The following is a 17,189-nucleotide window of genomic DNA, read 5'->3' as shown; positions in this document are numbered from 1 at the left end:
CCGGGCGTCTTCCCTGTGTTGCTACTCACGAGTAACTTACGGTTGCGTAGGTTACGGTGGCGTCATGTCGGACCTCCTTCGCCCGTGGCACGCGTCCTACGGACCGGGCGTGCCCGCCGTCGTCGACCTTCCCGACGAGCCCGTCACCTCCTCGCTCGCCCGCGCGGCGGCCGCGTGGCCGCAGCGGGTGGCCGTGGACTTCCTGGGCGCGACGACGACGTACGCCGGGCTGGCCGACGAGGTGGCACGCGGCGCCCAGGCGCTCGTCGACCTCGGCGTCGGCTCGGGCGACCGCGTCGCGATCGCGCTGCCGAACTGCGCGGCCCACGTCGTCGCGTTCCACGCCGCGCTGCGGATCGGCGCCGTCGTCGTCGAGCACAACCCCACCTACACGGCCCGCGAGCTCGCGCACCAGCTGGCCGACAGCGGCGCGGTCGTCGCGATCGTGTGGGAGAAGGCCGTCGAGGCCGTCCTGCAGGTCCAGGCCGAGACCGCGGTGCGCACGGTCGTCGCGGTCGACCTGTCCGCCGACCTGCCCCGCCGCTCGCGTCTCGCGCTGCGCCTGCCCGTCCCCGCCGCGCGCCGCACGCGCGAGGCCCTGCGCGGCCCCGTCCCCGCGGGCACCCCGTCCTGGCACCGCCTCGTCGCCCGCACCGCGCCCCTCGACGACGCGTACCCGCTGCCCGACGCCGCCGACCTCGCGCTCATCCAGTACACGGGCGGCACCACGGGGACGCCCAAGGGCGCGATGATCACGCACGCGAACCTCGTCGCGAACGCCGTGCAGGGCCAGGCGTGGACCGGGGCCGAGGAGGGCACCGAGACGATCTACGGCGTCCTGCCGTTCTTCCACGCGTTCGGGCTCACGCTGTGCCTGACCTACGCGAGCCGCATCGGGGCGACGCTGGTCGTCTTCCCCAAGTTCGACCCCGAGCAGGTCCTCGCCGCGCAGCGTCGTCGGCCCGGCACGTTCCTGCCCGCGGTCCCGCCCATGCTCGACCGCCTCGCCGCGGCCGCGGAGACGAGCGGGACCGACCTCACGTCGTTCCGCTACGCGATCAGCGGCGCGATGCCGCTGCCCGCCGCGACGGCGCAGCGCTGGGAGCGGCTGACCGGCGGCTACGTCGTCGAGGGCTACGGCCTGACCGAGACCTCGCCGGTCGCGCTCGGCAGCCCCCTGTCCCCCGCGCGTCGGCCGGGCGCCCTCGGCCTGCCGTTCCCGAGCACGGACATCCGGATCGTCGACCCGGAGGACACGACGCGCGAGGTCGACGAGGGCGAGCTGCTCATCCACGGCCCGCAGGTGTTCGCGGGCTACTGGCACCGCCGCGAGGAGACCGCCGAGCAGCTGCTCGAGGGCGGCTGGCTGCGCACGGGCGACATCGTGCGGATGGACGACGACGGCATGGTGGTCCTCGTCGACCGCATCAAGGAGATGATCGTGACCGGCGGGTTCAAGGTGTACCCCTCGCAGGTCGAGGACCAGCTGCGCGCGATGCCCGGCGTGCTCGACGTCGCCGTGATCGGCGTCCCGGCGGGCGACCTCGGCGAGCACGTCGTCGCGGCCGTCACGCTCTCGCCCGGCGCGTCGGTCGACCTCGCGTCGGTCCGTGCGTGGCTCGCGCCGCGGGTGGCGAAGTACGCGGTGCCGCGCGACCTCGTGGTGCTCGACGAGCTGCCGCGCTCGCTCATCGGCAAGGTGCTGCGGCGCGTCGTGCGCGAGGACTACCTCGCGCGCTGACGCCCGGTCAGACAGTCGGGATGGCGGGATTCGAACCCACGACCTTCCGCTCCCAAAGCGGACGCGCTACCAACCTGCGCCACATCCCGTGCACACCGGAGTCCGGGCGTGAGCCCGGCCGGTGCACGAACCGCCCCCACGCACCCGGTACCCTGGGTGCCGCGGTCCTGGGCAGTACAGCGCCAGGACCTGTGCGGACGTAGCTCAATGGTAGAGCCCCAGTCTTCCAAACTGGCTACGCGGGTTCGATTCCCGTCGTCCGCTCGATCGGAGTCGTCGCGCCGCAATCCCGGCGGGACGAGCCGCAGGAAGCACGTACGGCGCAGGGGCCAGGACACGTGAGGGGCATTCTTGTATCCGTTGATGCGCCGTGCGGCACTCGTCGCCGCGACCACCGTCCTTGCCGCGTCCGTCGCGGCCCCCGTACTCGCCGAACCGACGGGCGACTACGCGTCGGAGTGCGCGGCCCCGACCGTGACGCTGAGCGCGTCGTCCGACGCCTCCGTGAGCCTGCACTCCGGTGACGTCGCACTCCTGGTGGCCGGGACGTACACCGGCGGCCTCAACGCGTTCGACGAGGGCGCCGCGGTCTGCGTCGCCGCCGGCGCCACCTTCGCACCGGCGTACATGAACAACGCTGCCGGGCACGTGCTCAGCCAGGGCACGGTCACTCTCCCAGGGCTCAGCACGAGCACCGGGTTCATGCTCGACAGCTCCGGCCGGGTGACGATCGCTTCGGGGCTGAACACCAACGGCGCCGCCGTGCTCGTGAACCGTGCGGGAGGCACATGGAACGTCACGTCGGAGATGACCCTCTCCGCTGGCACCTCCTTCGTGAACGAGGGCACCGCGAACTTCGCCCAGCTGACGCTCAACTCGGGCACGTCGGCCGACAACTCCGGGGTCATGCGCGTCGCGGGCTCGTTCGCCTCCGACGGCGATGTCGACAACTCGGGTCTGCTGGTGACGACCGGCCTCGTCGAGATCAACGCGGGGTCGTCCCTGACCAACGCCTGCGTCCTGCGCGCCGAGTCGTCGATGTTCAACGACGGGACGGCGCTGAACACGGGCGTCATCGAGATCAACGGCGACCTCACGAACAACGCCGGCTGGTCGCAGACGACCCCCGGCATCACCACGGGTGCCAGCCTGCGCAACGACGGGGCGGTCACCGGCTTCGGCCAGTACCGCTTCACGGCGCAGACGACGAACCAGGGCAGCTTCACCGGATCCTCGGCCGCCGAGCCGATCGTGGTCGACGACACCACGCGGACCGGGCCGATCTTCGACGAGAGCAGCGGCACGACGATCAACGTCGTGGCCGGCACGGTCACGCCACCCGAGATCGGGTACGCACCCGAGTCGTGCGCGACCCTGCCCGTGCCGACCGCGAAGTCCGCCGACCTCGCGGTCTCCAAGACCGGGCCCGCATTCGTCCTGGCCGGCGCTCCCGTCACGTACACGATCACGGTCACGAACGTCGGTCCGGACGACGCGGCAGACGTCGTGGTCTCGGACACGATCCCGGCGAGCCTCGTCGACCCGGTCGCGTCCGCGCCCGGCACCGTCGACGCGTCGGACGCCACGTGGGACCTCGGCACCGTCGCGGCCGGCGAGACCCGCACGCTCACGGTGAGCGGGACCGCGCCGGCCAGCGGCATCCTCACCGACGTCGCTTCCGGCACGTCCGCTACTGCGGACCCGGAGCCCGCGAACAACAACGGCACGTCCCCGGCAGCGAGGGTCCGCACGATCGTCGTGCCTGACCTTCCGGACAACACTCCCCCGCGTGCGCCCGACGCCACGGTCACCACTCGCGTGAACGTTCCCGTAAACGGCGTGCTCACGGCCGTCGACGACGACGAGAACCAACAGCTCACGTACACGATGACCGACGGACCCGACCACGGGCGCGCCACGGTCCGACCGGACGGGACGACGGTCTATCTCCCCGCTCGCGGTTTCACGGGGACGGACACTCTGACGTACCAGGTCTGCGACAACGGCGTGCCGCGGCTGTGCGACTCGGCGACGGTCACGATCCACGTCCTGCCGGTCGCGCGCGACGACGCCGCGACGACCCCACCGGGGACGCCGGTGCAGATCCCGATCGTCGACAACGACCGAGGGATGGTCGCGCCACCCACGATCACCACCCCACCCGCAAACGGGGGCGTGGTCGTCACGGGCGACGGACAGGTCGTCTACACGCCCGATCCGGGCTTCACCGGCCAGGACACGTTCGACTACCAGATCTGCTCGACCCAGGACCCGGACGTGTGCGCCCAGGCGCAGGTCACGGTGACCGTCGCACCCCCGAGCAACCTTCCACCGGTCGCGCAGGACGACGCGGTCAGCACGACCGAGGGTCGCGCGGTCGCGGGCACGGTCGAGACCTCCGATCCCGACGTCGGACAGACCCTGACCGTCACCGCGCTGCGAGCCCCGAGCCACGGATCGGCGGCCGTCCGGCCGGACGGGACGTACACGTACACGCCGGACGCCGGGTTCGTGGGCACGGACACGTTCGACGTGATCGTGTGCGACGACGGCACCCCCGTACTGTGCGACGACGCGACGGTGACGATCACGGTCCGACCCGCCGTGATCCCACCGACACCGACGCCGACGCCGACACCGACACCCACGCCGACGACGCCCACTCCCACTCCCACTCCGACATCGACGGCGCCACCGACGCCCGGCGACCTGCCGACGACTGGCAGCGAGGTGCTCCCGCTCGGGCTGCTCGCAGGCGCGCTGCTCGTCCTCGGAGCGACGGGGGTTCACCTGGCACGTCGCACCCGGCACTGACAGGCACGCGGGCCACGCACGGGCTTGACCCTCGGGCAACCCGAGGGTCCACAGTTCTTCCCGTGGACATCGACGAGATCCCCATCGGTCGGTTCGGGCGCCTGTGCGGCCTGTCCGTGCACACGCTGCGGCACTACGACGACGTGGGCCTGCTCGTACCCGCACGCGTCGACGAGTCGACCGGGTACCGCTGGTACCGCGCCGACCAGCTCGAGCGGGCGCGGCAGATCCGCTCGCTGCGCTGGACCGACCTGTCGATCGACGACACCCGCACGGTGCTCGACGACCCCGCCGGCGCGGCCGCGGTGTTCGAGGCGCACCGCGCGCGGCTCGAGCGCGAGCGGTCACGCATCGCTGCGAGCATCGGCGACACGGAGCGGTTCGCGTCCGACGGGCTGCCGACGAGCGGGCCGCCTGCCGGGGCACGGCCGGTGCAGATCAAGCTGCTCGTGAGCGACCAGGACGCGGCGGCCGCGTTCTACATCGACGCGTTCGGGTTCGACGACGACGTCACGCAGCGGACGGCCGACGAGGACTTCTCCGGGTTCATGTTCGGGCGGTACGGCGAGAGCGACTTCTTCCTGGTCCACCTGCAGACCGCGGACTACCCGGGTGCGGCCGGCCCCGCGACGATCGGGCTTCTGGTCGACGACCTGGACGCCGCGCACCGCCGGGCGCTCGACGCCGGGGCCGCCGAGGTGCTCGGGCCGCACGAGTCGCAGGGCATGCCGCGGTCCTCGGCCGTGCGCGACCCGGACGCGAACGTCGTCTGGTTGTACCAGGGCTGACGCGTGTGGGCGGGGGCTCCTAGGCTCTCGTCATGCACCAGCTCAGCCGCACTGACGCGCGCCGCGTGGCGATCCGCGCGCAGCGCCTCACGGCCGAGCGACCCGCCAGCCTGATCGACGCGGTGCGCGCGGTCGGCCTCCTGCAGCTCGAGCCGACGAGTGCGGTCGCGCCGAGCGCGGACCTCGTGCTGTTCAGCCGGCTGGGGCCGACGTACGACCCGCGGGACCTGCGCGACGCGATGGACGAGCTCCGGCTCGTCGAGTACCGCGGCATGGTCCGGGTCGCCGAGGACGTCGCGCTGCTGCGCGCGGAGATGGCCGCCTGGCCGGGCGTCGGCGAGTGGCAGACGAGCCTCGGGCAGTGGGTCGAGGACAACCGCGCGTGCCGGCTCGGCATCCTCGACCGCCTGCGCCGCGACGGTCCGCTGCCGACGAGCGAGCTGCCCGACACGTGCGTGCGGCCGTGGAGGTCGAGCGGCTGGAACGACGACCGCAACGTGCGGATGATGCTCGACCTGCTGGTCCAGCGCGGCGAGGTCGCGGCCGCCGGCGGCCGGGGACGTGACCGGCTCTGGGACCTGGCCGAGCGCGTCTACCCGGACGACGACGACCCGATCCCGGCCGACGAGGCCCGGGCCCGCCGCGACCAGCGGCGGCTGAGCGCGCTCGGCATCGCCCGCGCGCGCGGCCCGGCCACCCCCGGCGAGCCGCTCGACGTCAACGACGCGGGCGAGGCCGCGGTGGTCGAGGGGGTCCGCGGCGAGTGGCGCGTCGACCCGTCGTACCTCGACCAGCCGTTCCGCGGCCGGGCCGCGCTCCTGTCCCCCTTCGACCGCCTGATCAGCGACCGCAAGCGCATGGGCGACCTGTTCGAGTACGAGTACATCCTGGAGATGTACAAGCCCGAGGCGCAGCGGCGGTGGGGCTACTACGCGCTCCCGATCCTGAATGGCGACCGCCTCGTCGGGAAGCTCGACGCCCGCGCCGACACCAAGTCCGGCGTGCTGCGCGTGCGCGCCGTGCACGAGGACGATCCGTTCAGCGCCCGGGTGTCGAAGGCGGTGCACCGCGAGATCGCCGACCTGGCCGCGTGGCTCGAGCTCGACCTGGTGCTGCCCGCGTAGCAGTGTCGATCGCCCGACGGCGGCACGTCATGGGATCAGCGGGCCACGGTGGGCCGCACCGACGAGAGGGGCATGACATGACGACCGCGACCTACGTGGTGCTGCTGCACGGCGACGAGAGCGAGTGGGCGGCGCGCGACGAGGCGTCGCTGGCGGCGCTCGACGCGAGCCACCGGTCCTTCTCCGCGCTGTGCAAGGACGGCGGGCACGAGATCCTTGCGGGCGAGGAGCTGGCATACGCGAGCACCGCCCGCATCGTGCGCCGGGGTGCCGGACGTCCGGCCGAGGTGACGGACGGCCCGTTCACCGAGGCGGTCGAGCAGCTCGGCGGCTTCTACGTCGTGCGGACAGCCGACCTGGACGCGCTGGTGCGGCTCGTCGCGGACACGCTCACCGAGACCGCCGAGATCCGTCCGACGATCGACCACTCGTCGTGAGTGCGCGCCCGGGCGACGGCACAAACGGCGCCCGGGCACGGTTGTACCGAGGGACAGCGAACCGGAGGAGAGCAGCAGATGAGCGTGACGTGGACCGATCCCCGCGAGCAGATCGAGGCCGTCGTGATGCTGGCCGACGGGCGGCTCGCACCCCGCTCGTTCGCGGACCGCGCCGCGGCGGAGGCCTGGGCCCAGCCGGACCTCGGCGACGTGGTGCTGGAGCGGAACCTCGTCTGCTCCTGCGACAGCTGACCGCTACAGGCCGGCTCGCACCGACTTCGTCGGCACCCACCCCGTGTAGCCCGCGACCCGCACGTGGCTCCACTTCCCCGACTTCCCGAGCAGCGTCACCTGGCGCCCGGCAGAGACCGTCGCGACCCGCGCCGAGGCGCTCGTCGCCCGGGCGCGGACCGTGGCCTTCTTCGCCAGCGAGTACGTCTTGTACTGGCTGATGTAGTCGCTCGAGACCCAGCCGGAGATCTTCTTCCCCGACGCGGTGGTGACCGTCACGGGGATGAAGCGGTTGATCTTCACGCCGGGCTTGTTCGCCAGCGTCGTGTTCGCCGGGACCGTCTTGAGGATCTTGTCCGAGGTCGACGGGCCCGAGCGGACGCGCAGGCCGTACGTCGGGTAGTACGTGCACTTCGTCGGCGCGGCGGCCGCGCGGTACGCCTTGGCGAGCGAGACCACCGGCAGGTGCCGGGCCGCGAGCCACTTGGCGGGGTCGACCGCCGTGCCCCAGCCGTAGAACGCGTTCTGCCAGACCTCGAGGTGCAGGTGCGGGCCGGTGGCCGGGCCGGAGGCGCCGACGTCGGCGATGTGCTGGCCGACCGAGACGGCCTGGCCGAGCTTCACGTACTTGCCCGGGTTCCACATGTGCACGTAGCCGATGTAGGTCACCTGGCCGTCGATCACGCTGCGGACCGAGACGTAGCCGGCCGCGCCGTTGCGCGGCGCGACGACCGAGGAGACCGTGCCCGAGGCGACCGCGTAGATCGGCGTGCCGTCGGCGACCGCCTGGTCGAGCCCGTAGTGGAACGTCGAGCCGCCGCGGACCGGGATGCACCGCGCGCCGTACGCGGAGGTGATCGTGTACGTCTTGGCGACCAGCGGGAGGACGACCGTGGTGCCGCCGTCGGTCTTCGCCTGGGTCAGCTTCTTGGGGATGGCCGGGGGCTTGGGGGTGGCCGTCGGGGTCGGGGTCGGCTTGGGCGTCGCGGTGGCCGTGGGCTTCGGCGTCGCAGTCGCGGTGGGCTTGGGCGTCGCAGTCGCGGTGGGCTTGGGCGTCGCAGTCGCGGTGGGCTTCGGCGTCGCGGTCGCGGTGGGCTTCGGCGTCGCGGTCGCGGTGGGCTTGGGCGTCGCGGGCGCCGTCGCGCTCGGCGCCGGCTTGGGCGTCGCGGTGGCCGCCTGCGCGGGCGACAGCGCGAGGCTCGCGAGCAGGACGCCGGCGCCGGCGGCCGCCCCGATCCGCAGCAGTGCTCGGGTTGCGGGGCGGGGGCTCATGGCATCACTCCAAGATCGACGAACGGTGCTGGCACCGGCATCGCTCGTCCGGGTCCCACCGACTTATCGGTTGCCATGGGCACGAGCCTGAGCCCTCAGCGTGACCGAATTGCGGTGAGACGTCGAGGGTCAGGCCCGAACCCCCGCGTGGTGGCGACCGACAGGCACGATCATCGGCCTCCCGGAGCGCGGGTCGACCTGCACGTCGCAGCGCAGGTCGAACACCTCGGCGATGACGTCGGCGTCGATCACGTCGGCCTGCCGGTGAGCAGGTCGAGCACCTCGACCTGGAAGTTGACGTCGAGGAAGGTCGTCGGCCGCCGTCCAGTGCCGGAACCAGCCTTGGTGCGGGTAGCGGCCGCGCGCGACGAGGTCCCCCACGGTGATCCCGTCGGGCGCGACGGGCGACCGCGGCAGCAGTCCCATGACCTTGGCGACCTGCGTGCTGCGCATCGCGTGGACCGAGGCGCCGTCGAGCAGCACCCGGCCCCCGCGCGGCGCGAGCAGGCGGGCCATCCCCCGCAGCAGCGTGGACTTCCCGCTCGCGTTGGCCCCGATGATGGCCGTCACGGCGCCGGTCGGGATGGTCGTGAGGCCGGGGACGACGTCGGGGCCGTCGTAGCCCAGACGCAGGTCGACGACGTCGAGGGTGTGGTGCGCGGTCATCCGCCGGCTCCGCTCCGGTTGGTAGTGATCAGCAGCCAGACGAGGTACGGGGCGCCGATGAGCCCCGTGACGACGCCGGTGGACAAGGGGGTGCGCAGCGCGTGCTGGGCGAGCAGGTCGGCGACGAGGACGATGAGCGCGCCGACGCAGGCCGACGCGACGATGCCCGATCCCGCGCGGCCAGGAGCCGGGCTGCGAGCGGGCCGGCCATGAGCGCGACGAAAGCGACCGGGCCGGCTGCGGCCGTGGCGAGCGCGACGAGGACGACCGCCACGAGCATGAGCAGCCGGCGGTGCGCCTCGACGTCGAGCACCAGCCCGCGGGGCCGTGTCGTCCCCGTGTCGTCCCCGAGCTCGAGGACGCTCAGCCGCCGCCCGAGCAGCGCGGCGACCGGCAGCAGGACCTATGGATCGGCCGAGGGCGGGTCAAGCCCGTCCCGACCAGCGGCTGCGCGCTCGATTGCCCGGCGAAAGTGATCTTCGTCGCTGTCGCACTTGTCACAGATCGCCCTAAATAGGTAGCCCCCGTGCGGGTGATCGGACGTACGGTCGATCAGGCACATCCGGTGACGTCCTCGTCGCCGCACTCACGTCGTGGACCTGCGGGTTCGCGGCACGCCGGGCCCATGCCGCCCGGGGACGCCCCGACGCGGGGCAACGACCGACATCAGATCGACCTGGGGGCCTCCCACCATGAAGAAGACCATCACCCTGACTGCCGCTGCGCTGCTCGCGTCGAGCCTGCTGCTCGCCGGCTGCTCGGACGACTCCTCCGACTCGGCCGCTTCGCCGTCGACGTCCGCCTCGTCCGCCTCGGCCGCCGAGACGACCGCCGCCCCGACCGAGGTCGAGGTCATCTCGCAGACGAACCTGACCGTCGACGCGGCACAAGGCACCTTCGACCTGCTCGGCCTGACGACGAACATCGTCGACGAGGACGGCAAGGGCGTCGTGATCGGCGAGGACGGCGCCAAGTGGCTCGTCGTCGCGCAGGACCCCGAGACCGGCACCGTCCCTGTGGGCAGCGCCGTCAAGCTCACCGTCCGCAAGATCTGAAGCTGATCGCTGCGCAAGGCCCGCACCCGTTCGGGTGCGGGCCTTCGTCGTTCCCGCTGGTCACCCGCGGGCGTCCGCCTGGTGGGGATGCTTTGCGCACCCCCCGGCGTTGCGGCTAGCGTCAGGGTCGATCGCGGTCCGTACCCACGGCCGCATCCGACCACCCCGGTCTCGGAGGACTCGAGCGATGCGCGTGCACACTGCCGCCCCCGCCACCTCCCCGCGCGCCCTGCTCGCGCCCTGTTGTCGCTGTCTGTAGAGCGCTGGCCGCTCCAGCACGCGCGCAGCCCCTGACCGGGCGGGCGCCGTCGCCAGTGCTCGCCCCGTCCCTCGCCATCGCGTGAGGGTCCCCCACCACGCCACTCCCACCCGGGACGCGGCACCCGTCAGGCAGTCCCCCGCACGCCGTCGTCGACGGCGGCTCGACCGAAGAGGAACCATGGCACGCATCTACGACGACGCGACCGCGCTGGTCGGCAACACCCCGCTGGTCCGCATCAACAAGATCACCGACGGCGCCCCCGCGACGGTCGTCGGCAAGCTCGAGTTCTACAACCCCGCCAACTCGGTCAAGGACCGCATCGGCGTCGCGATCATCGACGCCGCCGAGGCGTCGGGTGACCTCAAGCCCGGCGGCACGATCGTCGAGGCCACGTCGGGCAACACCGGCATCGCCCTGGCCTTCGTCGGCGCGGCACGCGGCTACGACGTCGTCCTGACGATGCCCGAGTCGATGTCCAAGGAGCGCCGCGCCCTGCTGCGCGCCTTCGGCGCCGAGCTCATCCTCACGCCCGCCTCCGAGGGCATGAAGGGCGCGGTGAACAAGGCCGACGAGGTCGTCGCCGAGCGCCCGGGCGCCATCCTGGCCCGCCAGTTCGCCAACGAGGCCAACCCGGCGATCCACCGCAGGACGACGGCCGAGGAGATCTGGGCCGACACCGACGGCGAGATCGACATCCTCGTCGCCGGCATCGGCACGGGCGGCACCATCACGGGCGTCGGCCAGGTGCTCAAGGAGCGCAAGCCCGGCATCCAGATCGTCGCCGTCGAGCCGGCCGAGTCGCCGATCCTCAACGGTGGCCAGCCCGGCCCGCACAAGATCCAGGGCATCGGCGCCAACTTCGTGCCAGAGATCCTCGACACCACGGTGTACGACGAGGTCATCGACGTCGACGCCGAGACGGCCGTGACCTACGCCCGTCGCGCCGCCGCCGAGGAGGGCCTGCTCGTCGGCATCTCGTCGGGCGCCGCGCTCTACGCCGCCAAGCAGCTGGCGGAGCGTCCCGAGAACGCGGGCAAGCTGATCGTCGCGATCATCCCGTCGTTCGGCGAGCGCTACCTGTCGACGATCCTCTACGCGGACCTGCTCGACTGATCACGCACTGGTCCCGTGCCCGCGCGCACCGCGCGGGCCCGGGACGCGGCGTCCCCTACCCGCTCCACAGAACCGAGACACCATGTCCGACCCGCAGCACCTCCTCGCCACGCTCCGGGAGGACCTCGACGCCGCACGCCGCCGCGACCCCGCCGCGCGCTCGCTGCTCGAGGTCGCCCTGGCGTACCCGGGAGTGCACGCGGTCTGGACCTACCGGCTGGCCCACCACATGTGGCGCACGCCGTCGCTGCGGCTGCCGGCCCGCCTGCTCTCGCAGTTCGTGCGAGCGCTGACCGGCATCGAGATCCACCCGGGCGCGCGGCTGGGACGCCGCCTGTTCATCGACCACGGCATGGGCGTGGTCATCGGCGAGACGGCCGAGGTGGGCAACGACGTGGTCCTGTTCCACGGCTCGACCCTCGGCGGCAAGTCCATGCGGCACGGCAAGCGTCACCCCACGCTCGGCGACAACGTCGTGGTCGGCGCGGGCGCCAAGGTCCTCGGGCCCGTCTGGATCGGCGACGGCGCGCAGATCGGCGCGAACGCCGTGGTCATCCACGACGTCCCCCCGAACGGCATCGCGGTCGGCGTCCCCGCCAAGATCCGCCTCCGCCCGACAACGGCCCCCTTCGACGCCGAGATCGACGACCCGGCCATCTACATCTAGCCGCCCCCGCCGCGGCCCCGGCCCCGGCCCCGGCCCCCGGCCCCCGGGCCCGGCCCCCGGCCCCGGCGAACAGGTCATTGCGCACGGTTCCGCCGCCCGAGGCGTGCGCAAACACCTGCTCGCCGAATTACTTGCGTCCCGGGTTCGCAACTTGTTCTAGTTGCGTGCTAACAAGTAGAGTGATCACGTGCTGCTGCGGATTGATCCCTCGTCGGCCGAGCCGCTCTTCGAGCAGATCGGCGGGCAGGTGCGCGCGCTCGTCGCCCGCGGGGAGCTGCCCGTCGGGACGCGGCTGCCCTCGGCGCGGGACCTGGCCGAGTCGCTCGACGTCAACCTGCACACGGTCCTGCGCGCGTACCAGGAGCTGCGCGCCGACGGCGTGATCGAGCTGCGGCGCGGCCGCGGCGCGGTCGTCGCGAGCGCCCCGGACCACGGCCCGCTGCACGAGGCGATCAGCGCGCTCGTCGCGACGACCCGCCGGCTCGACATCCCACCGGCCACCGCGGTGGCCCTGCTCAAGGAGGCTCTGCGATGAGGACCCCGGTCCCCCACCGCGTCGCGACGACGCTGATCACGCTGGTCGCCCCGCTCGTCATCCTCGGCGTCGCCGCGCTCGTGGCCGTGAGCTGGTCGGACCAGCTGCCCGACCCGGTCGCCGTGCACTGGGGCACCGACGGGCCCGACGGCTTCGGCTCGCTGGCCTCGGCGATCGTGCCGATGCTCGTCGTCGGCGCGCTCCTCGCGATCGGCAGCTGGGCGCTCGCGTTCCTCGCCGGTCACGCGTCGTCGACCCGGCGGATCGCGGCGGGCTCGAGCCTCGGGATGTCGGCGCTTCTCGCGGTCATCCTGCTCGGGTCGCTCGACGCGCAGCGCGGGCTGACCGACGCCACCCAGGCCCCGGGCATCACCACCACCCTGCTGGTGGCGATCGTCGCGGGCCTCGCGCTGGGCGCCCTGGCCGCGGTCGTGACACCCGGCGACGGCGACCAACCCGCGACGCAGCCGATCGCCGCCGACGCGCCGCGCCTGACGCTCGGCAGCACCGAGCGCGCCGCCTGGCGTCGCAGCGCCTTCTCCCGCACCACGCTCGTCGTGGGGATCGCCGCCGTCCTCGTCGTCCTGGTGCTCACGGTCGTGACGCGTGTGTGGCCACTCGGCCTGCTGGCGCTGGCTCTGGCCGTCCTGCTGCTCACGATGGTCGCTTTCGACGTGAGCGTCGACGAGCGCGGGCTGGTCGCGCGCAGCCTGCTCGGCTGGCCGACGCTGAGCGTCCCCCTCGACGAGGTCGTCGAGGCGGGCGTGGCGACCGTCCACCCCGTCAAGGACTTCGGCGGCTGGGGCTACCGGCTCGGCCGCGGCGGCCGGACGGGCATCGTCCTGCGCGGCGGCGACGCGCTCGAGGTGCGCCGCACGGGCGACCGCGTCGCGGTCATCACCGTCGACGACGCCGCGACCGGCGCCGCACTGCTCAACACGCTCGCCGACCGGGCGCGCGCGCGGAGATAGCTACTCGCGAGTAACCACCCGATAGCCTGGGCGCTCGCGTCACCGCCGACGCGTCGAGATGGAGGTCGTCGTGCGTCTGGGCTACTACATGGGCTACTGGTCGGCCGGCCCCCCGGTCGGCGCGCAGGAGACCGTCCTCGCTGCCGAGCAGCTGGGCTTCGACTCGGTCTGGACCGCGGAGGCCTACGGCTCGGACGCGCTGACCCCGCTGGCGTGGTGGGGCTCGCGCACGGAGCGGATCCGCCTCGGCACGGCCATCGCGCAGCTGTCCGCGCGCACGCCGACGGCTGCCGCCATGGCGGCCCTCACGCTCGACCACCTCTCGGGCGGCCGGTTCGTCCTGGGCCTGGGCGCCTCCGGCCCGCAGGTCGTCGAGGGCTGGTACGGCCAGCCGTACCCCAAGCCTTTGGCCCGCACGCGTGAGTACGTCGCGATCGTGCGCCAGGTGCTCGCGCGCGAGGCGCCCGTGACCTACGACGGCGAGTTCTTCCAGCTCCCCCTGGACGGCGGCACCCACCTGGGCAAGCCGCTGCGCTCCACGGTCCACCCGCTGCGCGCCGACCTGCCGATCCACCTGGCCGCCGAGGGACCCAAGAACATCGCGATGTCGGCGGAGATCGCCGACGGCTGGCTGCCGATGTTCTACTCGCCGCGGATGGACGACGAGTACCGCGCGCTGCTCGCCGAGGGCTTCGCGGTGCGGCAGGCGGGACTGAGCGACCCCGCAGAGTTCGAGATCACGGCGGCGGTTCCTGTCGTGCTCGGTACGGACGTCGAGAGCGCGGCCGACTCGATCCGCCCGTTCGTCGCCCTGTACGCGGGCGGCATGGGCGCCAAGGGGGCCAACTTCCACCGCAACGTGCTCGACCGGCTCGGCTACTCCGACGCGTGCGACGAGATCCAGGCCCACTACCTGGCCGGGGACAAGGCGCGTGCCGCGGCAGCCGTGCCGATCGAGCTGATCCGGGACGTGGCGCTCGTCGGGACGCCCGACGACATCCGGGCACAGCTGCCCGCCTGGCGCTCCACCGCGGTCACCACGATGCTCGTGCAGGGCGACCCGCGTACCCTGCCGACGATCGCAGGACTGTTCGCCGAGGACTGAGGGCACGTGGACGACGACTACGCGGAGGCGGTGCTCGACCTCGTCGAGAGCATCCCGCCCGGTCGGGCGATGACCTACGGGTTGATCGCCGAGGTCGTGTCCGACGGCTTCGAGGCCGCGGGCCTGCCCCGGCGAGGAGGCCCGCGGCAGGTCGGTGCCGTGCTGGCGCAGGCCGGCAGCGGCGTGCCGTGGTGGCGCGTGGTCAACGCGTCGGGCAACCCGCCGGCCCGGCACCTGGCGCGCGCGATGGAGCAGCTGGTCGCCGAGGGCACGCCGCGGAGTGCCGACGGGGCCCGCGTGCGGCTGCGCCAGGCGATCTGGTTCCCCGACGAAATCGACTAGGCCCGGTCCGGGACGCGCGGCACGATGGCAGCCATGACACCGCTGCCCGCCGGCTACCGCACCGTCTCCGTCCCCGCGGAGCGCGAGGACGAGTTCCGGGACGTCGACCAGCTCGCGTTCGCGTTCGAGCCGTCGCCCGAGACCCGCGCGATCGTCCCCACGACCCTCGAGTGGGACCGCACGATGGCCGTCGAGCGGCCCGACGGCGTGCTCGCCGCCGTGCACTCGTCGTACGCGTTCACCCTGCCCGTCCCCGGCGCCACGGTTCCGTGCGCCGGACTGACCTGGGTGGGCGCGCGGCCCGACGAGCGGCGGCGTGGGCTGCTGACCTCGATGATCGCGACCCACTTCGAGCGCGCCCTGGGCCGTGGCGAGCCCGTGTCCGCGCTGTTCGCCGCCGAGCCCGCGATCTACGGCCGGTTCGGGTACGGGTCGGCGGCCGACGACGTGCGCCTCAAGATCCCGCGCGGGGCCGCGCTGCGCGACGTCCCGGGCACCGAGGACCTCACGGTCACGTTCGACACGGTCGACCGGGAGCGCCACACCGACCTGGTCCAGGACGTCCACCGTCGCGCGGGCGCGGGCCGCCCGGGCTGGGTGCTGCGCACCACCGACGCGCTCCGCACGCTCAACGACCCGCCCGCCTGGCGCGACGGCGCCGAGCCGCTGCGCATCGTCGTCGTGCGGGACGCGACCGGCGACCCGCGCGCGTACGCGCTGCTGCGCCGCAAGGAGGTCTGGGCCGACCCCGGCCCGCGCTACCCCGTCAAGATCCGCGAGGCCGTCGCCGTCGACGCCGCAGCGACGCACCGCCTGTGGTCGTTCCTGCTCGACCTCGACCTGACCAGCGAGGTCGAGAGCGGCATGCTGCCGGCCGACGACGCGCTGCTCCAGCTGCTCGTCGACGTCCGCGCGGCCGTCCCTCGCCTCAACGACAACGTCTGGGTCCGCATCCTCGACGTGCCCGCGGCGCTCGCGGGCCGCCGGTACAGCGCGCCGCTCGACGTGGTCCTCGACGTGGCCGACGCGCGCCTGCCCGCCAACGCCCGCGCGTGGCGCCTGGTCACGGGCGAGCGCGCCGACGACGGCACGTACGCCGCTCGGGTCGAGGCCTCCGACGCCGAACCGGACCTGAGCGTGGACGTGCGCGAGCTCGGTGCTGCCTACCTCGGCGGCCGCTCGCTCACCGCGCTGGCGGGTGCGGGGCTCGTCGTCGAGCACCGTGCCGGCGCAGCGCTGGCCGCGGGGGCCGCGTTCGCCTGGCCCGTCGCGCCCGTGTGCAGCTGGGTGTTCTAGCGGGAGCGCTCGTACGCCGTCAGCAGGTCGATGCGGCGCTGGTGGCGCGGGTCGCCGCTGAAGGGCTCGGCGACGAACGCGTCGACCAGCGCGGTGGCCTCGTCGACCGAATGCTGGCGGGCGCCCACGGCGACGACGTTCGCGTCGTTGTGCTGGCGGCCGAGCCGCGCGGTGTCGAGGTTCCAGGCGAGCGCGGCGCGCACGCCGTCGACCTTGTTGGCCGCGATCTGCTCGCCGTTGCCCGAGCCGCCGATGACGACGCCGAGCGAGCCGGGGTCCGCGACGACGGCCTCGCCGGTCTCGAGGCAGAACGGCGGGTAGTCGTCCTGCGCGTCGTACTCGTGCGCGCCGTGGTCCACGACGTCGTGGCCGGCGGCACGCAGGTGCTCGACGAGGGCGGACTTGAGCTCGTAACCGGCGTGGTCGGAACCGATGTGGATGCGCATGGCCCCATCCTGCCGCAGGTCGACCGCACATGTCGGCGTGCGTCCGTAGGCTGTGGTCATGACTCGAAGCGGCATCGACCTCAGCGCCATCGACCCCGACACCCGCCCCCAGGACGACCTGTTCCGGCACGTCAACGGCCGGTGGATCGACTCCCACGAGATTCCCGCGGACCGCGCCATGGACGGCTCGTTCCGCGCGCTGCACGACCAGGCGGAGGAGCACGTCCGCGACATCATCACCGACAGCGCGACGGACGACGCCGAGGGCGTCGCCGCGAAGATCGGCGCGGTCTACGCGAGCTTCATGGACACCGACGCCGTCGA

General features: G+C 73.1%; 17 protein-coding genes, 2 tRNA genes and 2 pseudogenes. 16 read left to right on the top strand and 5 right to left on the bottom strand.

The window, feature by feature from the left end:
* Positions 1 to 64 precede the first annotated feature (64 nt).
* Entirely contained in the window at positions 65 to 1,741 is a 1,677-nt protein-coding gene (locus D1825_RS12600) for an AMP-binding protein (RefSeq protein ID WP_118767761.1), read from the top strand.
* A gap of 15 nt (positions 1,742 to 1,756) precedes the next feature.
* Here D1825_RS12600 and D1825_RS12595 read toward each other — a convergent pair.
* Positions 1,757 to 1,830 (bottom strand) — tRNA-Pro (locus D1825_RS12595).
* Positions 1,831 to 1,934: 104 nt separating this feature from the next.
* Between D1825_RS12595 and D1825_RS12590 the strand changes: the two genes are divergently transcribed.
* From D1825_RS12590 to D1825_RS18455, 6 genes are all read left to right on the top strand, one after another.
* Positions 1,935 to 2,005: transfer RNA gene (locus tag D1825_RS12590), tRNA-Gly, on the top strand.
* 99 nt (positions 2,006 to 2,104) lie between these two features.
* The gene (locus D1825_RS12585; RefSeq protein WP_118767760.1) at positions 2,105 to 4,555 is read left to right on the top strand and encodes an Ig-like domain-containing protein; all 2,451 of its coding nucleotides are present in this window, start codon (positions 2,105 to 2,107) and stop codon (positions 4,553 to 4,555) included.
* A gap of 62 nt (positions 4,556 to 4,617) precedes the next feature.
* The gene (locus D1825_RS12580) at positions 4,618 to 5,343 is read left to right on the top strand and encodes a MerR family transcriptional regulator (protein WP_118767759.1); all 726 of its coding nucleotides are present in this window, start codon (positions 4,618 to 4,620) and stop codon (positions 5,341 to 5,343) included.
* Between the two features lie 32 nt (positions 5,344 to 5,375).
* Positions 5,376 to 6,467 carry a DNA glycosylase AlkZ-like family protein gene (locus D1825_RS12575; protein ID WP_118767758.1) on the top strand — a complete coding sequence of 364 codons (1,092 nt, stop codon included), beginning with the start codon at positions 5,376 to 5,378 and terminating at the stop codon, positions 6,465 to 6,467.
* A gap of 77 nt (positions 6,468 to 6,544) precedes the next feature.
* On the top strand, positions 6,545 to 6,904 hold the full coding sequence (locus D1825_RS12570) for a YciI family protein (RefSeq protein WP_118767757.1): 360 nt from the start codon (positions 6,545 to 6,547) through the stop codon (positions 6,902 to 6,904).
* A 78-nt stretch (positions 6,905 to 6,982) separates the two neighbouring features.
* A complete protein-coding gene (locus D1825_RS18455; protein WP_199721583.1) occupies positions 6,983 to 7,156 on the top strand; it encodes a hypothetical protein in 174 nt (57 codons plus the stop codon).
* A gap of 3 nt (positions 7,157 to 7,159) precedes the next feature.
* On the opposite strand, the gene D1825_RS12565 is transcribed toward D1825_RS18455, so the two are convergent.
* The 3 genes and pseudogenes from D1825_RS12565 to D1825_RS18820 form a co-directional block, all read right to left on the bottom strand.
* Positions 7,160 to 8,407, bottom strand: coding sequence for a peptidoglycan DD-metalloendopeptidase family protein (locus D1825_RS12565; protein WP_118767756.1), 1,248 nt, complete (start codon positions 8,405 to 8,407; stop codon positions 7,160 to 7,162).
* Between the two features lie 129 nt (positions 8,408 to 8,536).
* The gene (locus tag D1825_RS12560; RefSeq protein WP_199721582.1) at positions 8,537 to 9,073 is read right to left on the bottom strand and encodes an ATP-binding cassette domain-containing protein; all 537 of its coding nucleotides are present in this window, start codon (positions 9,071 to 9,073) and stop codon (positions 8,537 to 8,539) included.
* A pseudogene (locus D1825_RS18820) lies at positions 9,070 to 9,470 on the bottom strand (iron chelate uptake ABC transporter family permease subunit). The gene D1825_RS12560 and the pseudogene D1825_RS18820 overlap by 4 nt, the downstream one beginning before the upstream one ends.
* A 295-nt stretch (positions 9,471 to 9,765) precedes the next feature.
* On the opposite strand from D1825_RS18820, the gene D1825_RS12550 reads away from it, so the two are divergent.
* The 8 genes from D1825_RS12550 to D1825_RS12515 all read left to right on the top strand — a co-directional run bounded on the left by D1825_RS12550 (position 9,766) and on the right by D1825_RS12515 (position 16,419).
* A complete protein-coding gene (locus D1825_RS12550; RefSeq protein WP_118767754.1) occupies positions 9,766 to 10,128 on the top strand; it encodes a PASTA domain-containing protein in 363 nt (120 codons plus the stop codon).
* Positions 10,129 to 10,567: 439 nt separating this feature from the next.
* Positions 10,568 to 11,503 (top strand): cysteine synthase A, encoded by a 936-nt coding sequence (gene cysK, locus D1825_RS12545; RefSeq protein WP_118767753.1) that lies wholly within the window; start codon positions 10,568 to 10,570, stop codon positions 11,501 to 11,503.
* 82 nt (positions 11,504 to 11,585) lie between these two features.
* A complete protein-coding gene (epsC, locus tag D1825_RS12540) occupies positions 11,586 to 12,170 on the top strand; it encodes a serine O-acetyltransferase EpsC (RefSeq protein ID WP_118767752.1) in 585 nt (194 codons plus the stop codon).
* A 187-nt stretch (positions 12,171 to 12,357) separates the two neighbouring features.
* Entirely contained in the window at positions 12,358 to 12,705 is a 348-nt protein-coding gene (locus D1825_RS12535; RefSeq protein WP_118767751.1) for a GntR family transcriptional regulator, read from the top strand.
* The gene (locus D1825_RS12530; RefSeq protein ID WP_118767750.1) at positions 12,702 to 13,676 is read left to right on the top strand and encodes a DUF1648 domain-containing protein; all 975 of its coding nucleotides are present in this window, start codon (positions 12,702 to 12,704) and stop codon (positions 13,674 to 13,676) included. Before D1825_RS12535 ends, D1825_RS12530 begins: the two co-directional genes overlap by 4 nt.
* Before the next feature lie 70 nt (positions 13,677 to 13,746).
* Positions 13,747 to 14,781: an LLM class F420-dependent oxidoreductase gene (locus D1825_RS12525; RefSeq protein WP_118767784.1), complete on the top strand. Its 1,035-nt coding sequence runs from the start codon at positions 13,747 to 13,749 to the stop codon at positions 14,779 to 14,781.
* A 6-nt stretch (positions 14,782 to 14,787) separates the two neighbouring features.
* The gene (locus D1825_RS12520) at positions 14,788 to 15,123 is read left to right on the top strand and encodes an MGMT family protein (RefSeq protein ID WP_118767749.1); all 336 of its coding nucleotides are present in this window, start codon (positions 14,788 to 14,790) and stop codon (positions 15,121 to 15,123) included.
* Between the two features lie 33 nt (positions 15,124 to 15,156).
* Positions 15,157 to 16,419, top strand: a complete 1,263-nt coding sequence (locus tag D1825_RS12515) for a GNAT family N-acetyltransferase (protein ID WP_118767748.1) — start codon at positions 15,157 to 15,159, stop codon at positions 16,417 to 16,419.
* On the opposite strand, the gene D1825_RS12510 is transcribed toward D1825_RS12515, so the two are convergent.
* Complete coding sequence (locus D1825_RS12510; protein ID WP_118767747.1) at positions 16,416 to 16,865, bottom strand: ribose-5-phosphate isomerase; 450 nt, start codon at positions 16,863 to 16,865, stop codon at positions 16,416 to 16,418. The genes D1825_RS12515 and D1825_RS12510 overlap by 4 nt on opposite strands.
* Positions 16,866 to 16,923: 58 nt before the next feature.
* Here D1825_RS12510 and D1825_RS12505 point away from each other — a divergent pair.
* Positions 16,924 to 17,189, top strand: a pseudogene (locus tag D1825_RS12505) (peptidase M13); the annotation flags it as partial.

It is taken from the genome of Cellulomonas rhizosphaerae, assembly GCF_003470205.1.
In the GTDB taxonomy this organism is placed as follows: Bacteria; Actinomycetota; Actinomycetes; order Actinomycetales; family Cellulomonadaceae; genus Cellulomonas; species Cellulomonas rhizosphaerae.
This window is presented reverse-complemented; position numbering and strand designations above follow the sequence as displayed.

Coding starts and splice junctions, on each gene's coding strand:
- D1825_RS12575 (WP_118767758.1), top strand. CDS start 5,376: ATGCACCAGCTCAGCCGCACTGACGCGCGCCGCGTGGCGATCCGCGCG.
- D1825_RS12600 (WP_118767761.1), top strand. CDS start 65: ATGTCGGACCTCCTTCGCCCGTGGCACGCGTCCTACGGACCGGGCGTG.
- D1825_RS12550 (WP_118767754.1), top strand. CDS start 9,766: ATGAAGAAGACCATCACCCTGACTGCCGCTGCGCTGCTCGCGTCGAGC.
- D1825_RS12515 (WP_118767748.1), top strand. CDS start 15,157: ATGACACCGCTGCCCGCCGGCTACCGCACCGTCTCCGTCCCCGCGGAG.
- D1825_RS12570 (WP_118767757.1), top strand. CDS start 6,545: ATGACGACCGCGACCTACGTGGTGCTGCTGCACGGCGACGAGAGCGAG.
- D1825_RS18455 (WP_199721583.1), top strand. CDS start 6,983: ATGAGCGTGACGTGGACCGATCCCCGCGAGCAGATCGAGGCCGTCGTG.
- D1825_RS12510 (WP_118767747.1), bottom strand. CDS start 16,865: ATGCGCATCCACATCGGTTCCGACCACGCCGGTTACGAGCTCAAGTCC.
- D1825_RS12565 (WP_118767756.1), bottom strand. CDS start 8,407: ATGAGCCCCCGCCCCGCAACCCGAGCACTGCTGCGGATCGGGGCGGCC.
- epsC (WP_118767752.1), top strand. CDS start 11,586: ATGTCCGACCCGCAGCACCTCCTCGCCACGCTCCGGGAGGACCTCGAC.
- D1825_RS12560 (WP_199721582.1), bottom strand. CDS start 9,073: ATGACCGCGCACCACACCCTCGACGTCGTCGACCTGCGTCTGGGCTAC.
- D1825_RS12585 (WP_118767760.1), top strand. CDS start 2,105: ATGCGCCGTGCGGCACTCGTCGCCGCGACCACCGTCCTTGCCGCGTCC.
- D1825_RS12530 (WP_118767750.1), top strand. CDS start 12,702: ATGAGGACCCCGGTCCCCCACCGCGTCGCGACGACGCTGATCACGCTG.
- cysK (WP_118767753.1), top strand. CDS start 10,568: ATGGCACGCATCTACGACGACGCGACCGCGCTGGTCGGCAACACCCCG.